The sequence below is a fragment of the Austwickia chelonae genome (genome assembly GCF_003391095.1).
GTDB lineage: Bacteria > Actinomycetota > Actinomycetes > Actinomycetales > Dermatophilaceae > Austwickia > Austwickia chelonae_A.
In genome coordinates, this window is the sequence record NZ_CP031447.1 from 2,522,006 (window position 1) to 2,536,285 (window position 14,280).

The window sequence follows — 14,280 nt, forward strand, 5'->3', positions numbered from 1 at the left end:
CATGAGCCATTCCCAGGCCCCGTCCGTCTCCCCCGCCGTTGGTCAGGCCCCAGCCGTCCCGGCTGCTACCGACCGTCGGGACAGGCCGGTTCGTTCCGTGCCTGCCTCGATCGCGCTGCACACGACCCTCGTCCTCGCGACCTCGATCGCGGTCTTCCCCATCCTGTGGATCGCCCTGGCATCCTTCCGCCCGGCGAACAAGGTGTCGTCGACCTCGATCCTGGTCGCTCCGACCCTGGAGAACTACCACAAGCTGCTTTTCTCCACGAATTTCTTGAGCTGGTTCGGCAATTCCCTCGTGGTGGCCTTGTTCACCATGCTCTTCGGGATCACGATGTCAGCGACGGCCGGCTATGCCATCTCCCGGTTCAACTTCCCGGGGAAACGTCCGTTGATGTGGACCTTCCTGATCACCCAGATGTTCCCCGTCTCGATCCTGATCGTGCCGATCTACACGATCATGAGCACGCTGGGCCTGATCAACACCCATCTCTCCTTGATCCTGGCCTACTGCACGATCGCCGTGCCCTTCTGCACCTGGATGCTCAAGGGGTACTTCGACTCGATCCCGACCGAATTGGACGAGGCCGCCCAAGTGGACGGGCTGAGCCCCTTCGGCACCTTCTGGCGGGTGATCCTGCCGCTGGCCAGGCCGGGCTTGGCCGTGACAGCCTTCTACACCTTCCTCACCGCGTGGGGCGAGGTCGCCTACGCCAGCGCCTTCATCAACACCGACGACCGGTTCACGCTTGCCTACGGCATGCAGGTGTTCGTCCCCCAAGCTCCTGCCCTACCCCACTGGGATCTGTTGGCCTCGGCTGCTGTACTGATCACGATCCCGGCCGCGATCGTCTTCTTCTTCGCCCAACGCCATCTCGTGGCCGGTCTGACTGCTGGCTCCACCAAGGGGTGAGAAAACCGACAAAACAGGCTGACCTGCGGCTACCGGTAGGGTGAAGACCGCAATGCTGCAACACTGTCCGGCCCATCCGGGTCGGAGCCAGCCTTTTACAACGGATCGTCCGGCACGTTCCTGCCGGTGAAAGGAAAGACAACGTCGTCATGGCCACCGTACGTTTCGAACAAGCCACCCGGACCTACCCGGGGAATGACAAGCCCAGCGTGGACGCCCTCGACCTCGATATCGCCGATGGTGAATTCCTGGTTCTCGTCGGCCCTTCCGGATGTGGAAAATCCACCAGCCTCCGCATGTTGGCCGGCCTCGAAGAGGTCAACTCCGGCCGTATCTACATCGACGACCGTGATGTCACCGAGCTGTCCCCCAAGGATCGCGATGTGGCCATGGTCTTCCAGAACTACGCCCTGTACCCGCACATGTCCGTGGCCGACAACATGGGCTTCGCCCTGAAGATCGCCGGCGTGGACAAGGCCGAGATCCGCAAGCGCGTCGAAGAGGCCGCGAAGATCCTCGACCTCACCGAATACTTGGAGCGCAAACCCAAGGCTCTCTCCGGCGGTCAGCGCCAGCGGGTCGCCATGGGACGAGCCATCGTCCGGGAGCCCAAGGTCTTCCTGATGGACGAGCCCCTGTCCAACCTGGACGCGAAGCTACGGGTACAGACCCGAACCCAGATCGCCTCCTTGCAGCGGCGCTTGGGCATCACGACGGTCTATGTCACCCACGACCAGGTCGAGGCCATGACGATGGGTGACCGGGTCGCCGTGCTCAAGGACGGCATCCTGCAGCAGTGCGACAGCCCACGGCAGATGTACGACCACCCGAACAATGTCTTCGTCGCCGGGTTCATCGGCTCTCCGGCGATGAACTTGTTCGACATGGACGTCGCCGGTGACGGCGTACGCTTCGGCAGCGCAACGCTCGCGGTCGATCTCGGGCCGTCCGCGCCGTCCTCCGGCCGGATCACCCTCGGAGTCCGTCCCGAGGACCTGGAGATCGCCGATTCTGGTCTTCCGGTGACCGTCGAGGTCGTCGAAGAGCTGGGCGCCGATGCCTATGTCTACGGTTCCCGAGAAGGCGCCGATCCCACGGACAAGCCGATCGTGGTGCGGGTCGATGGTCGGGTCCCCCCGGAGAAGGGCACGAAGATCCACTTGATGCCCAAGCCCGAACATGTGCACTGCTTCGACGCGACCACCGGGGCGCGCCTGGGCAGCTGAGCATCGCCGCCGACCTGTCGGCAGCGGACTCGAGGGCGGGGCGTCGTGCGACAACGGTGCCCCGCCCTCGCTGTCCGGACCGGTGCGCGCCGTGCGAGCATGGTTCTGTGCCTCTGCAGATCACTGCCGCCCGCCCTGATCCGGCCCTGCTCGACCTTCCTTGGTCGAGCCCCTTGGAGGAATGGCGCGGGCCGTACATGGCCAATCTGCCCCGGGGGATCTCCCGGCACGTGGTGCGTTTCGTGAAAGTCTCCGGCCGGGTGCTCGCGGTCAAGGAGATCAAGGAGGACATCGCCCGGCGTGAATATCACATGCTGCGTTCGCTGCGCCGCCTGGAACAGCCCACGGTCAAGCCCTTCGGTGTCATCAGCGGCCGCTGCACACCTGACGGGGAACCCCTGGATGCCTGCCTGCTCACCCGGCATTTGAAGTTCGCCCTGCCCTATCGGGCCCTCTTCAGCCAGCGGGTCCAACCGGACACGACCCGTCGACTGCTGGATGCGCTGGCGGTGCTGCTGGTACGTCTGCACCTGGGCGGTTTCTGGTGGGGCGACGTCTCGTTGTCGAATACGTTGTTCCGGCGTGACGCCGGGTCGTTCTCCGCCTACCTGGTCGATGCGGAGACCGGGCAGTTGCTGCCGTCGTTGAGCGATGGGCAACGCGCCCATGATCTGGACATCGCCCGGGTGAACATCGCCGGCGAATTCATGGATCTGGAAGCCCTGGGTTGCAACCTTGAAGACCTGGATCCGATCGCGATGTCGGACCGGGTCGTGCATCGTTACGAACAGCTCTGGGAAGAACTCACCGGGATCGAGACCCTCGAGCCTGGCGAGCGGTGGCGGATGGACGAACGGATCCGTCGGCTCAACAAGCTCGGTTTCGACGTCGACGAGCTGTCCTTGTCGACCAGCCCGGATGACACCACCATCCAGATCCAGCCCAAGGTGGTGGACGCCGGCCACCATTGTCGACGGCTAATGCGGCTCACCGGCTTGGACGTTCAGGAGAACCAGGCGCGGCGTCTGCTGAACGATCTCGACAGCTACCGGGTGAGCGAGGACAGACAGGGCGACAACGAGGAGCTGGTCGCTCACGACTGGATGGCTCGGGTGTACGAGCCGATCGTGTCGAATATTCCCCCGGACCTCCAGGCCAAGCTGGAGCCCGCCGAGGTCTTCCACGAGGTGCTCGAGCATCGTTGGTACATGTCGGAGCGGGCAGGGCACGATGTCACCACGCTGTGGGCTTTCGTCGATTACCTGAACACGGTCCTGCCCAAGAAACGGGACGAGGAGGCCATCGTGGGAGTGGACACGGTGGAGACTCCCGTGGTGGCCACTTTCGACGACTGATCCCGGAGCGGCGCGGAAATCCTTGACGGGAGAACACTTGACATGATTAATAATGTCATCTTATCTTTCTCATAAGAAAACCTGACGCATTGGGTGGGGCTGCCCCTCAGCAACGGCCTCTCGATCGCACCGCAGCGCCATCGCCCCACTCTGCCCACGCCGCCACCGGAGAGGACAGCAGTCCATGACCAGCCCCCGCCGGGCCACCCGGAGCCGACACGCCCTCAGCGTGCCCGGATTCCTGGCCGTCCGACGCGTCTGGATGGACACCTTCCAGTGGTGCGGCGCCGTCTGTCCCAGCCACTGAGCACCCTGACCTGAGACCGGGCAAGCGCGAATATCGCCCCCGGGACATATCGCTCAACAGCAGAAGGTCGCCCGGCCTCTTGACGACGCCAGACGAGCCTCCACCGAGCGGCATGCCCCCTCGCATCCCCGTCACACCTTGACCAGGTGTCCGCCGACCCTTCACCCCGTCGGCCGACCTGAGTACAGCCACCGACACCAGGAGATCCACCATGTCCTCGACCCTCCACCTCGTCGAAGCCGTCCCCACCCACCCCGGCCGTCAGAACGCACTCACCCTGATCGACGCCCTCTCGGCCGCGATCGCGCCAAGCGGGGCCGAGATCATCGAAGCCCAGGTCGCCGGAGACGGCGAACGTGTCTTCGTCATCGTGGAAACCACCAACGCCCTGGACCTGCTCGCCGCCATCACGGCCAAAGCCCTTCCCGAAGCCGATGAGATCCACGAGCCTGCGCCCGTCCGACTGGTCGGTGCCGACCTCGAAGAGATCAAAGCCACTCGGCCCCCAGCCGGCTACCTCGTCGAATGGGATCTGCCCGCAGGCCTGGACATGCCCACCTACCTGGCGCGCAAGAAGGAGAAATCCCCGAAATATGCCGAGGTCCCCGAAGTCTCCTTCCTGCGCACCTACGTCCGGGAAGACATGGAGAAGTGCCTCTGCCTCTACGATGCACCCGACGTGGACACCGTGATCCGGGCCCGCGAGGTCGTCAGCACCCCGATCGATCGGCTGCACACCCTGCTGAGCTTGAAGGATGTGCGATGACCACCGCCATCCGTCACCCCCCGGCCGCAGGCCACGACCTCCGAGAAGACATCGACACCCGGTTGTCGCCCCTACTCCCCCTGCTCCAGACCCGAGCCGAACCGATCGACCGCTCCCTGGAAGATCCTCGCCGGTTTCTCACCGAACTCGCCGCGCAGGGCATGCTCGCCCCCGACGAAGGCGACTCCGCCACACCAGACAGCTCTCTGAGCTCCACCGCACATCTCCTGTCGAGGATCGCCGAAGACTGCCTGACCAGTGCCTTCGCGGTGTGGGCACATCAGATGGTCATCGACTACCTGTCCCGTGCCCCCGACAACGCACAGAACTGGCAGCTGCTCTCGGAACTCCGCCACGGCCAGGCCGTGGGATCCACCGCGATGGCTGCCGGGATGAAAACCCTCGTCGGCGCAGGAGAGCTCACCGTCAACGGAAACCTCCGGCCCGACGGCTCACTCACCCTTCACGGCCGGATCCACTGGGCTTCCAATCTCGTCCCCGGAGCAATCATCGTCCTACCGGTACAGCTGGACGACGGCCGACAGCTCGTGGTCCGCATCGGACGCGACGATCCTGGGGTGCATATCCACCCGGTCACCGGTCTGCTGGCGCTGGACGCCACGGCCTCCGGGGGAATCGTCCTCGATGCGGCATCGGTCTCCCCGGACGCCGTCATCTCCCATGATCTCCGTTCCTTCGCCGCCGGTTTCCGGCCGACCTTCCTGATCGCACAGACTTCCCTGGCTGTCGGACTGGCTCGTAAATCCTTGGCGAGCAGCGCCACCTTCATCGACCGCCCGGGGAATGCCTCCTTGGAGCCTTTGCTGCAGGCCAGGACGACACATTTCAAAGACCTCGAGAACGCCTGGTGGGAATCTGCCCAGAGGCCGGCCCGCGCCCCACTGCACGACCTGCTTCGGACCCGGCTGGAGACGTCACTCCTCGTCGGCGAGATCACCCGCCTCGAGCTGACACTCGCCGGTGGCGGCGGCTACCACGCCCTGAGTGGGCCGGCCCGACGCTTCCGGGAAGCGGCCTTCTTCCCCGTCCAATCACCGAGCGAAGGACAACTGAGATGGGAACTGTCCTCGTCGAGCTGAGCGGCGTCCATCTCAGCCGAGGCGGGTACCCCGTCCTCGTCGACATGTCGTTGACCGTCCCTCAAGGCAGAACCGTGGCCCTCCTGGGTCACAGCGGAGTCGGAAAATCCACGATCCTGCGTCTCCTCGACGGAACGCTCTCCCCGGACAAGGGGACGCTGAGGTACCCCTGCGGAGAACCCCGCCGTGGTGCCGCTCGACAGTCACCAGCGCTTTTCCCCTGGGCGACCGTGGCGGAGAACATCGAGATCGGGAGTTCGTACACCGTTCACCGTCGACATCATGACCATACGCTCGTCGACGAACTCGTCCGGGTCTTCGGGCTATCAGACCTCCGGGATCGCTATCCGGATCAACTCTCCGGTGGCCAGGCCCAACGGGTCGCACTGGCTCGCGCCCTCGTCGTCCGTCCTGAGCTGCTCCTCCTGGACGAACCGCTGTCGGCTGCCGACCCGTCGACCCGAGCAGAGATCCAGAACTGGCTACGAGGCTTCGTGGCCAGGCATGACATGACGACGATTCTGGTCACCCACGATGTCGATGAAGCTCTGCACCTCGGCGACCTGATCCACCAGGTGGGGCCGGGCGGGCGGATCACTCACTCCTGGCAGCCGTCTCCGGACGGTTCGGACCGAGGAAAACTCGGCGAACAGGTACGGGCTGCCTACGACCGGATCGACTTCGCCACGGTAGGGGCCGATCGTGGCTGACTCCTTCTCCCGCAGGTCCTTCCTGACCTCATCCGGACGGATCCTGTCGGCAGGAGCCATCGCCGGATTCGCGGTCAGAGGTGCTGGCCGAGCGGTAGGCAGTGGTTCCGCAGAGGCGACAGGCCTGACCGGAACAGAGCCTGATCCGACGAGGCCGAGAAGGACGCTACGGGCCGGATACCTACCGATCACCGATGCCTCCTCGGTGCTCCTCGCACACGAACTCGGCGAGTTTGCCAGAGCTGGACTTCCATCAGCCCGGCCCCGACTCTTCCGCAGTTGGGAATCCCTCGCCCAAGCCCTCGTCACCGGTCAGATCGACCTCGCGCATCTCCTCCTGCCGACGGCACTACAGCTGCGGATGGAACACGGGTTACCGGTGAAGGTCGTCTCCTGGGCCCATACGAACGGCTCCGCGCTGACCGTCGCTCCTCAGATCCGAGCAGTTCGCGACCTGGCCGGAAGCCGGATCGCGGTCCCGGCCTGGTGGTCGGTGCACAACCTTCTCGCCCAAGCCGTACTGCGTGCAGAAGGGATGGTCCCGAAGATCCGCAGAGGCGACGGCGACGTCGAACTCGTCGTCATGCCCCCCGCAGAAATGCTCTCCGCGCTGGCGGCCGGGCACATCGCTGGCTTCGTGGTCGCCGACCCCTTCACCACGATGGCTGCCGCACGAGGCAGCGGCCACATCCTGCGTTTCCTCGGAGACATCTGGCACGATCACGGTTGCTGCGCCGTGGTCGTACATGACCGGTTGATCGACGAGCACCCCGAAATGGTCCAGGCCGCAGTCGATGCCATCGCCGCCGCCAGCCATTGGCTGGACACCCACCGCTCCACCGCGGCGGACCTGCTGACAGCCCATGCCTCCCCCTACCTTCCCCATCGAACCGAGATCGTCAGAGCTGTACACACCCGTGAGCAGGCTGCCGGGAACACACTCGTCCATCACCCGGAGTGGCGGGGCGAGCATTTCGGCACCGGGCTTTTCCCCTTCCCCTCAGCCACCAGCGCTCTCGTAGAACTGATGCGTTCTTCCCTGGTCGATGCCCCGACCGGTTTCCTGTCCGCGATCGACCCGCAGAGCGTTCACCACCGGCTCGTCGACGACCGGTTCATCAGGACGGCCTTGTCCGGACGAATCGACGCCGTCCTGCACCGCACCGAGGAGATCCGGCCATGACTCGAGCGACCCGCCCCGTCGGGGGGCTCTGCCTCGCCGTCCTGCTGTGGTGGGCCCTGACCGCAGCTGTCCCGGACGACCCAACCTTGTCCCGGATCACCCCGGCCCGCACCTTCGTCGGAGTGCAAGAGCTCTGGGGCATGTCTCTATTCGACGACGCCGCTTCCAGCATCTTCCGGCTGCTCACCGGATTGGTCCTCGCCACGGCGACCGGGACACTCATCGGTGTCGCTGTCGGCACCTCGTCGGCAGCAGAAGAGTCCAGCCGTCCGGTGCTGCTCTTCCTACGGATGGTTTCCCCCCTGTCATGGGCGCCGGTCGCGGTCGGGGTACTCGGAGTCGGTGACCCACCGGTGATCGCCTTGGTCGCGGCCACCGCCATCTGGCCGGTCCTGGCCGCAGCCTCCGACGGGGTGCGCTCCGTGGACCCGGAACATCTCCTGGTGGCACGTAGCTTCGGAGCCGACCGCTGGGAGCTCTGGCGGTCGGTGACCTGGCCGACCCTGCAACCACGTCTTCTGGGAGGAATCCGGGCATCGGTCGGAATCGCCTGGGTAGTCCTGGTCCCCGCTGAGATGCTCGGAGTCACCTCCGGTCTGGGGTATGCCGTTCTCAACGCCAAGGATCAGCTGGCTTATCACCACATCACGGCATTGATCCTGGTCATCGGCACCTTGGGTTATGTGATCGATGTCCTCGCCAGGTGGCTTCTACGAACTCCTCGTGAGCGGGCCGGGGAGCGGACGGTCAGGGCAACCACCGGTCGGGTGGCTGTCCGATGACACGGGTCGTCGTGGTCTCCGCAGGAACTCGCCCCGGATGCCTGACAGACCGGCTGGCCACGTGTCTTGGCTCCGAGGTACTCCGGTCGCTGAGCGAATTCCGAACAGGTCAGAGGTCTGATGAGATCGACGAAGAGGATTTCTGGTCGCTGGCCGAACACGGACCGGCCGTCGCAGCCGGGCTGCTCTCCTGCACACCGGATCGTCGGTTGTTTCCGCTGATCGATTCACTCGCTCAAGCCGACGTACTGGTCGCGGTCTCCCCCGTGCACAATGCGTCCTACAGCGCGCTCTTCAAAGCCTTCTTCGATCAGTTGCCGCGGGGCACGATCGCCGGAGTACCGACGGTGTCGGGCACCTCTGGTGGCTCGCCGCGGCAGGGGATGGTCTCCGACCTGGTGGTGCGACCGTATCTGTCGACCTTACGGGCGTTGGTCGTACCGACCGTGGTCGATGTCCACCGCGGTGACTGGCTCCCTCACGGAATGCCTCGGCCCGAGATCAGCCACCGGATCCGACGTGCAGCGGGTGAAGCCGCAGCTCTCACGGCCAGCTCTGGTCAGGCCACCGTCGAGACGGTCGCCTGACCAGAGACCCCGAAGACCGAGGAAGGAGATCGAGAGACTCGTCCGGTCAGCGCCCGGCACGGCGACAGGCCACCGCGTACAACGCCACTCCGGCTGCGATCCCTGCGTTCAGCGATTCGATCGCGGAGATCGGAATGGACACGACCTGGTCGCAGGTCTCCCGCACGAGCCGTGACAGGCCCTTGCCCTCTGAGCCGACCACGATCACCAAGGGCACATCGGTCAGCTGCAGGTCGGGGAGTTCGACCTCGCCCTCCATGTCGAGGCCGATGACGAAGAAGCCTGCCTTGCGGTAGCCCTCCAACGCCCGCGTGAGGTTCCCTGCCTGGGCGACCGGGATCCGGGCGGCGGCACCGGCCGAGGTCTTCCAGGCTGACGCGGTCATCCCTGCGGATCTGCGCTCGGGGACGACCACTCCATGCCCGCCGAAGGCCGCCACGGACCGGATGATGGCTCCCAGGTTGCGGGGATCGGTGATTCCGTCGAGCGCCACGATCAGCGGGGCGCCCGGCATCTCCATGTCCATGAGGTCGCGCGGATCCGCGTAGGAGTAAGGCGGAATCTGTAGGGCCAGCCCCTGGTGGATGGCACCGTCGGTGAGCCGGTCCAATTCGGTGCGGGGGGTCTCCAGAACAGGCAGCCCTCGCTCGTGAGCCAGCTTGAGTGCTTCTTTGACCCGGTCGTCGCTGTCGATCCGCGAAGCGACATACATCGTGGTGACCGGGACCTGAGCACGCAGTGCCTCCACGACGGAGTTACGCCCGGCGACCATCTCGGTCGACCCTTTGGTACGACGAGCAGGCCGTTGCTGGGTCCCGGTCGTCGTGCGTCGTGTCCCCTGGGTCGTCGCACGCTGGGCCGCTTTGTAGGCCTTGTGGTAGGGGCGGTCCTCGGCCTTGGGAGTGGGGCCTTTGCCCTCCAGCCCACGGCGGCGGTTGCCACCGGATCCGACGGTGGCTCCCTTCTTGCTTCCCGCTTTACGGATGGCGCCTTGGCGGCGCGAGTTACCGGCCATGTCAGTCCTTCGAGTTCTGTTCTGTGTCGCTACGACGTGCCAGCGACCAGCGAGCCCCGGAGGGGGTGTCCTCGACCGTGATCCCGACCTCGGTCAACTGATCACGGATCGCGTCTGCAGTGGCGAAATCGCGAGCCTTCCGAGCTACCGTACGCTCTTCGAGCCGTTGTGTGATGAGCGCGTCCAGCGCGGCGTAGGCGGAGTCCTCCGTGGAGACGGCTCCTTGGGACCAGGTCGGGTCCAGCGGGTTGACCCCGAGGACGGAGGTCATGGCCTGCACCGCGTCGGCGGCAGCTCGTGCTGCTTCCGGGTCGCCCTCGTCCAGTGCAGTGTTCCCGGCCCGTACGGTGTCGTGGATGACCGCGAGCGCCCCGGAGACGCCCAGGTCGTCGTCCATGGCGGCGCGGAAGGCTTCAGGCAGGTCGGTGCGATGGGTGTCAGGCTTCCAGGTGGCCTGGGTCCGGCGGAGGAAGCCTTCGATCCGGTCGACGGCGGATTCGGCTTCGGCGAGGCTGCCTTCGTGGTACTCGAGGGTCGATCGGTAATGCGAGGAGCCGATGTAGTAGCGGACGGCCAAGGGACGGGCGATCTTGGTGATCTCGGAGACAGTCATCCCGTTGCCCAGGGATTTGCTCATCTTCTCGCCTTGGACGGTGAGCCATCCGTTGTGCATCCAGTACTGGGCGAATCCGCAACCGGCGGCACGGGACTGGGCTTGCTCGTTCTCGTGGTGGGGGAAGCGTAGGTCGACTCCGCCGCCGTGGATGTCGAAGGTGTCTCCCAGGTATTTGCGGGCCATTCCCGAGCATTCCAGGTGCCATCCGGGGCGGCCTCGTCCGTATCGGGTGGGCCAGCTCGCGGTGAGTGGTTCGCCGTCCTTGTGGCCTTTCCAGAGCGCGAAGTCGCGGGGGTCGCGTTTGCCGCGGGGGTCGGCGTCGCCGGCGGCTTCCATGTCGTCGATGCCTTGGTGGGTGAGTTCGCCGTACTGCGGCCAGCTGCGCACGTCGAAGTAGACGTCGCCGCTGCCGTCGGGGGCCGGGTAGGCGTGTCCTCGTTCGACGAGGGTGTCCATCAGTTCGAGCATTTCGGGGATGTGCCCGGTGGCGCGGGGTTCATAGGTGGCGGGGAGGACGCCGAGGGTGTCCAGTGCGTGAGAGGTTTCCCGCTCGTGGCGGTAGCTCCAGGACCACCAGGGGGAGTTGTTGTCGGCGGACTTGCGCAGGATCTTGTCGTCGATGTCGGTGACATTGCGGACGAGAGTGACCTCGTAGTCGTGTCCGACGGTCAGCCAGCGGCGGAGGATGTCGAAGGAGACGGCGAATCTGAGGTGACCGATGTGTGGGGTGCCTTGGGTCGTGAGTCCACAGATGTACATTCCGACGCGGCCGGGTTCCAGCGGGACGAATTCGCGCAGTTCACGTGCAGAGGTGTCGTAGATATGCAGGCTCACGAGAAGCAAGGTTACCGGGCGCTCGGGGCCCGGTTCCTCTCCGGTTGCAGGGCATCGGGGTCGATCTTCGTGGGGCGGCCTTGTTGGTGGGCCGCGGTCACCAGTCGCACCCGCGGCGTCCACGGATAGCGGTGGAGGTGGCCAGCAGGTCTCCCCAGAGCAAGGAGCTGTGCCGTCCACGGATGGTCACCTGGCCTGCGTCGTGTCGGATTGCGTAGGTTCCACGTCCTTCGACGTCGAGATAGGCCAGCGAGACGCCGTGGGGGTCGCTCTGTACTCCCCATATCCGCCAGGGTGCGTTCCACAGCTCTTCCTGCGCACTGTCGAGGGCTAGCAGTGGCCCAGGGTCGGCGGTCGTGAGCAGTTGCCAGAAGTCGCTGGCGCAGATCGGTCCGTACTGTTCGTCGGTGGTCTCCTCGCTCGGATGCAATCCTCCCCATCTGGCCAGGACGATGGGCACTGCGTCGGCGGGGTAGATCAGGATGTCGGCCGTGTCCGGCGTATGTTCGGGGCCTGGGCCCCCGACGTAGAGCAGCCGTCGCCGCCCGACGTGGAGGCGTGCTCGGTGCACCCCCTCGGTGTCGACGGCGTAGAGCAGGACGACCGAGGAGCTGTGCAGGTCGTGGCGGAGGAGTTGGCCCGCAGCGGTGGGGCGTCCGTCGGCTTCCAGGAGCCCTCGCTCGTGGAGGAAGGTCTGGTCATGGTCGGGCAGCGTAGTGAGCCCGCCGAGTCCGCGGAGGGCATCGGCCGTTCTTCTGCTGACGCGGGCGGCGGGGGTCGCCGCGGTGCACTTCCAGCTCATCGGGGGTCGGCCTTGGGTCGTACATGGGACACGATGTCAGCCACCTCTTCTTCCACGGACAGTAGGTCAGCCAGTGCGCATTCGATCTCCACCCGGATGGTCCGGACGCCGTCCACGAAGATGTAGCAATCGTGGGCAACGGCGATACCGGCTTCTACCCGGGCGGTCTGGACGAGGCGTCCTTCGCCCCAGTACGGGTGCGGCCAGATGTCCTGACTCGCCAAGAGGGAGTGGGGGCAGCGTTCGCGAAGACCTTCCCAGATCCGGTGAGCTGCTTGGTCTATGTGTCCGGGTTCTTCTTCGAAGATGACCTGGAGACGAGGCACACGCCCCCAGCGGCTGCCGGGTCTGATGAGCAGGAGGTCGACGCCCTCGGCCCCGTCCGGGTGTGGTTCGGCGCACTGCCAGGTCGCGGGGACTTCCGCGTCGACCTCGGCCAAGCCTCGACAGCGTCGTAGTTCTCCGATGATCATCCACTCCACACAGTCAGCGTTACCCGTCTTCTCACGACATGGGTCTACCCCTGTCGGGGCAGCGGGAGTCGGCCGTCGAAGCGCTTGTTTCCATCATTTCTGTAGAAGGAGATGGAGATTTATCAGCACCGCAGGCGGAGTTCTGAGTTTAGGGCAACTTAACTCTTAGTGCGCGGATTAGAAGGTAGCACTCCAGATGATGAGGACACCAGATGATGTCTACCCCATCACCAGCGTTCTTTATCCGGACGAAAGGCTATCAATGGGGACAGCCACGCAGGCAGCCGGCCAAAGAAAACAGTTCTGCCATTTAACAGTTACATCAGTGACAGATGTGTTACATGCATTGGTTTTCTCTGTAGCTGTAGCTACTTCCACGTCATCCGACAGTGATCACCAAAGCAGTGGCGATCGCTGCGACCCCCTCTGCGCGACCGGTGAGTCCCAGGCCGTCGGTCGTGGTGCCGCTGATGCTCACCGGCGCTCCACAAGCCCGGGACATCATGTCCTCGGCCTCGGAACGACGCTTGCCGATCTTGGGTCGGTTGCCGACGACCTGGACCGCCACGTTACCGATGTGAAAACCGGCTTCACGCACCAGACGAGCAGCTTCAGCAAGCAGAGTCATCCCTGATGCGCCGGAAAGCTCGGGCCGCGAAGTACCGAAGTGTGCACCCAGATCGCCGATGCCGGCTGCGGAGAAGAGTGCGTCACAGGCGGCATGTGCTGCCACATCGGCGTCGGAGTGCCCTTCCAGTCCCTGTTCACCAGGCCAGTGCAGACCTGCCACCATCAGCGGACGGTTCGACCCAGCTTCGGCAAAAGCGTGAACGTCGACGCCTACTCCGACCCGCGGCAACAGGATCGGCGAGGGAAGCTGAGTGGGCTCAGCTGCAGGATCGGGGGTCATGCCCCAAGCCTAGGTCCCGGCCGTTCGCCATGGTCAGCCGGTATTCGAAAAAGGCCAGATCGTCCGGGGTGGTGATCTTCGCCGCCGCAGGATCACCCGGTACCACCGCCACCGGAACCCCACAGGACTCCACGAGGGCAGCGTCGTCGGTGGCCATCTGACCGGACTCGACCGCACGCCGATGCGCATCGGCCAGCACCTCTCGGGCAAAACCCTGAGGAGTCTGGATAGCCCTGAGGACGGACCGTTCAGGAGTGCCGGTCACCAGGCCTTCGTCGTCTACCTGCTTCACGGTGTCGACGACCGGAACCCCTGGTATCACTGCACTTCGGCCCGCATGCAGCGCCTGGATCACCCTGGTGAACAGGGAAGCAGGAGCCAGGCAACGCGCGGCGTCGTGCACCAGGACGAAAGCGGTTTCTTCTCCGACCGCGGACAGCCCCTGCAGCACCGACTGGGTTCGTTCTGCGCCGCCGGGGACGACGACGACCCGATCGACTTCATCGCCCAGAAGCAGCGCTTGCGCTTCCGAGAGGTGTGCCGACGGAGCGACCAGCACTACATTGTCGATGTCTGGGCAGGAAAAAACCTGGTCCAGCGCATGACGAAGCAGGGGACGATCGACCAGCGGGACAAAAGCCTTCGGAAGGTCATGTCCGAGACGGCTGCCGGAACCGGCCGCCACGAGGACGACAGCGATG

General features: G+C 65.1%; 16 protein-coding genes. 10 read left to right on the forward strand and 6 right to left on the reverse strand.

The annotated features are described in order from the left end of the window. Position 1 precedes the first annotated feature (1 nt). The 10 genes from DX923_RS11085 (at position 2) to DX923_RS11125 (ending at position 8,929) form a co-directional block, all read left to right on the forward strand. Complete coding sequence (locus tag DX923_RS11085; RefSeq protein WP_116114910.1) at positions 2 to 913, forward strand: sugar ABC transporter permease; 912 nt, start codon at positions 2 to 4, stop codon at positions 911 to 913. 149 nt (positions 914 to 1,062) lie between these two features. Next, positions 1,063 to 2,139 carry an ABC transporter ATP-binding protein gene (locus tag DX923_RS11090; RefSeq protein ID WP_116114912.1) on the forward strand — a complete coding sequence of 359 codons (1,077 nt, stop codon included), beginning with the start codon at positions 1,063 to 1,065 and terminating at the stop codon, positions 2,137 to 2,139. Between the two features lie 107 nt (positions 2,140 to 2,246). After that, complete coding sequence (locus DX923_RS11095; protein ID WP_116114914.1) at positions 2,247 to 3,494, forward strand: DUF4032 domain-containing protein; 1,248 nt, start codon at positions 2,247 to 2,249, stop codon at positions 3,492 to 3,494. 184 nt (positions 3,495 to 3,678) lie between these two features. After that, a complete protein-coding gene (locus DX923_RS16950; protein ID WP_275895831.1) occupies positions 3,679 to 3,801 on the forward strand; it encodes a hypothetical protein in 123 nt (40 codons plus the stop codon). A gap of 211 nt (positions 3,802 to 4,012) precedes the next feature. After that, complete coding sequence (locus DX923_RS11100; protein WP_116114916.1) at positions 4,013 to 4,567, forward strand: DUF4242 domain-containing protein; 555 nt, start codon at positions 4,013 to 4,015, stop codon at positions 4,565 to 4,567. Next, the gene (locus DX923_RS11105; protein ID WP_116114918.1) at positions 4,564 to 5,667 is read left to right on the forward strand and encodes a hypothetical protein; all 1,104 of its coding nucleotides are present in this window, start codon (positions 4,564 to 4,566) and stop codon (positions 5,665 to 5,667) included. Before DX923_RS11100 ends, DX923_RS11105 begins: the two co-directional genes overlap by 4 nt. Further along, entirely contained in the window at positions 5,643 to 6,377 is a 735-nt protein-coding gene (locus DX923_RS11110) for an ATP-binding cassette domain-containing protein (RefSeq protein ID WP_116114920.1), read from the forward strand. The genes DX923_RS11105 and DX923_RS11110 overlap by 25 nt, the downstream gene beginning before the upstream one ends. Further along, positions 6,370 to 7,560: an ABC transporter substrate-binding protein gene (locus tag DX923_RS11115; protein ID WP_162872921.1), complete on the forward strand. Its 1,191-nt coding sequence runs from the start codon at positions 6,370 to 6,372 to the stop codon at positions 7,558 to 7,560. The genes DX923_RS11110 and DX923_RS11115 overlap by 8 nt, the downstream gene beginning before the upstream one ends. Next, entirely contained in the window at positions 7,557 to 8,342 is a 786-nt protein-coding gene (locus DX923_RS11120) for an ABC transporter permease (protein WP_205413027.1), read from the forward strand. The genes DX923_RS11115 and DX923_RS11120 overlap by 4 nt, the downstream gene beginning before the upstream one ends. Continuing rightward, on the forward strand, positions 8,339 to 8,929 hold the full coding sequence (locus DX923_RS11125; protein ID WP_116114924.1) for an NAD(P)H-dependent oxidoreductase: 591 nt from the start codon (positions 8,339 to 8,341) through the stop codon (positions 8,927 to 8,929). The genes DX923_RS11120 and DX923_RS11125 overlap by 4 nt, the downstream gene beginning before the upstream one ends. A 46-nt stretch (positions 8,930 to 8,975) precedes the next feature. Here the strand turns inward: DX923_RS11125 and rlmB are convergent, their stop codons facing one another. The 6 genes from rlmB to ispD form a co-directional block, all read right to left on the reverse strand. After that, positions 8,976 to 9,944 (reverse strand): 23S rRNA (guanosine(2251)-2'-O)-methyltransferase RlmB, encoded by a 969-nt coding sequence (gene rlmB / locus DX923_RS11130; RefSeq protein WP_116114926.1) that lies wholly within the window; start codon positions 9,942 to 9,944, stop codon positions 8,976 to 8,978. Between the two features lies 1 nt (position 9,945). Then, positions 9,946 to 11,394 carry a cysteine--tRNA ligase gene (gene cysS / locus DX923_RS11135; RefSeq protein ID WP_116114928.1) on the reverse strand — a complete coding sequence of 483 codons (1,449 nt, stop codon included), beginning with the start codon at positions 11,392 to 11,394 and terminating at the stop codon, positions 9,946 to 9,948. 97 nt (positions 11,395 to 11,491) lie between these two features. Continuing rightward, positions 11,492 to 12,196 carry a hypothetical protein gene (locus DX923_RS11140; RefSeq protein WP_116114930.1) on the reverse strand — a complete coding sequence of 235 codons (705 nt, stop codon included), beginning with the start codon at positions 12,194 to 12,196 and terminating at the stop codon, positions 11,492 to 11,494. After that, positions 12,193 to 12,678, reverse strand: coding sequence for a hypothetical protein (locus DX923_RS11145; RefSeq protein WP_162872922.1), 486 nt, complete (start codon positions 12,676 to 12,678; stop codon positions 12,193 to 12,195). The genes DX923_RS11140 and DX923_RS11145 overlap by 4 nt, the downstream gene beginning before the upstream one ends. Positions 12,679 to 13,048: 370 nt before the next feature. Then, the gene (ispF, locus tag DX923_RS11150) at positions 13,049 to 13,579 is read right to left on the reverse strand and encodes a 2-C-methyl-D-erythritol 2,4-cyclodiphosphate synthase (protein ID WP_116114934.1); all 531 of its coding nucleotides are present in this window, start codon (positions 13,577 to 13,579) and stop codon (positions 13,049 to 13,051) included. After that, positions 13,557 to 14,264, reverse strand: a complete 708-nt coding sequence (ispD, locus tag DX923_RS11155; protein ID WP_240322606.1) for a 2-C-methyl-D-erythritol 4-phosphate cytidylyltransferase — start codon at positions 14,262 to 14,264, stop codon at positions 13,557 to 13,559. The genes ispF and ispD overlap by 23 nt, the downstream gene beginning before the upstream one ends. Between the last annotated feature and the right edge of the window lie 16 nt (positions 14,265 to 14,280).

Excerpts from the sequence above, each read along its gene's own strand:
- DX923_RS11125 (WP_116114924.1), top strand. The coding sequence starts at position 8,339 with ATGACACGGGTCGTCGTGGTCTCCGCAGGAACTCGCCCCGGATGCCTG.
- DX923_RS11120 (WP_205413027.1), top strand. The coding sequence starts at position 7,557 with ATGACTCGAGCGACCCGCCCCGTCGGGGGGCTCTGCCTCGCCGTCCTG.
- DX923_RS11085 (WP_116114910.1), top strand. The coding sequence starts at position 2 with ATGAGCCATTCCCAGGCCCCGTCCGTCTCCCCCGCCGTTGGTCAGGCC.
- DX923_RS11090 (WP_116114912.1), top strand. The coding sequence starts at position 1,063 with ATGGCCACCGTACGTTTCGAACAAGCCACCCGGACCTACCCGGGGAAT.
- DX923_RS11100 (WP_116114916.1), top strand. The coding sequence starts at position 4,013 with ATGTCCTCGACCCTCCACCTCGTCGAAGCCGTCCCCACCCACCCCGGC.
- DX923_RS11105 (WP_116114918.1), top strand. The coding sequence starts at position 4,564 with ATGACCACCGCCATCCGTCACCCCCCGGCCGCAGGCCACGACCTCCGA.
- DX923_RS16950 (WP_275895831.1), top strand. The coding sequence starts at position 3,679 with ATGACCAGCCCCCGCCGGGCCACCCGGAGCCGACACGCCCTCAGCGTG.
- ispF (WP_116114934.1), bottom strand. The coding sequence starts at position 13,579 with ATGACCCCCGATCCTGCAGCTGAGCCCACTCAGCTTCCCTCGCCGATC.
- DX923_RS11140 (WP_116114930.1), bottom strand. The coding sequence starts at position 12,196 with ATGAGCTGGAAGTGCACCGCGGCGACCCCCGCCGCCCGCGTCAGCAGA.
- rlmB (WP_116114926.1), bottom strand. The coding sequence starts at position 9,944 with ATGGCCGGTAACTCGCGCCGCCAAGGCGCCATCCGTAAAGCGGGAAGC.
- DX923_RS11110 (WP_116114920.1), top strand. The coding sequence starts at position 5,643 with ATGGGAACTGTCCTCGTCGAGCTGAGCGGCGTCCATCTCAGCCGAGGC.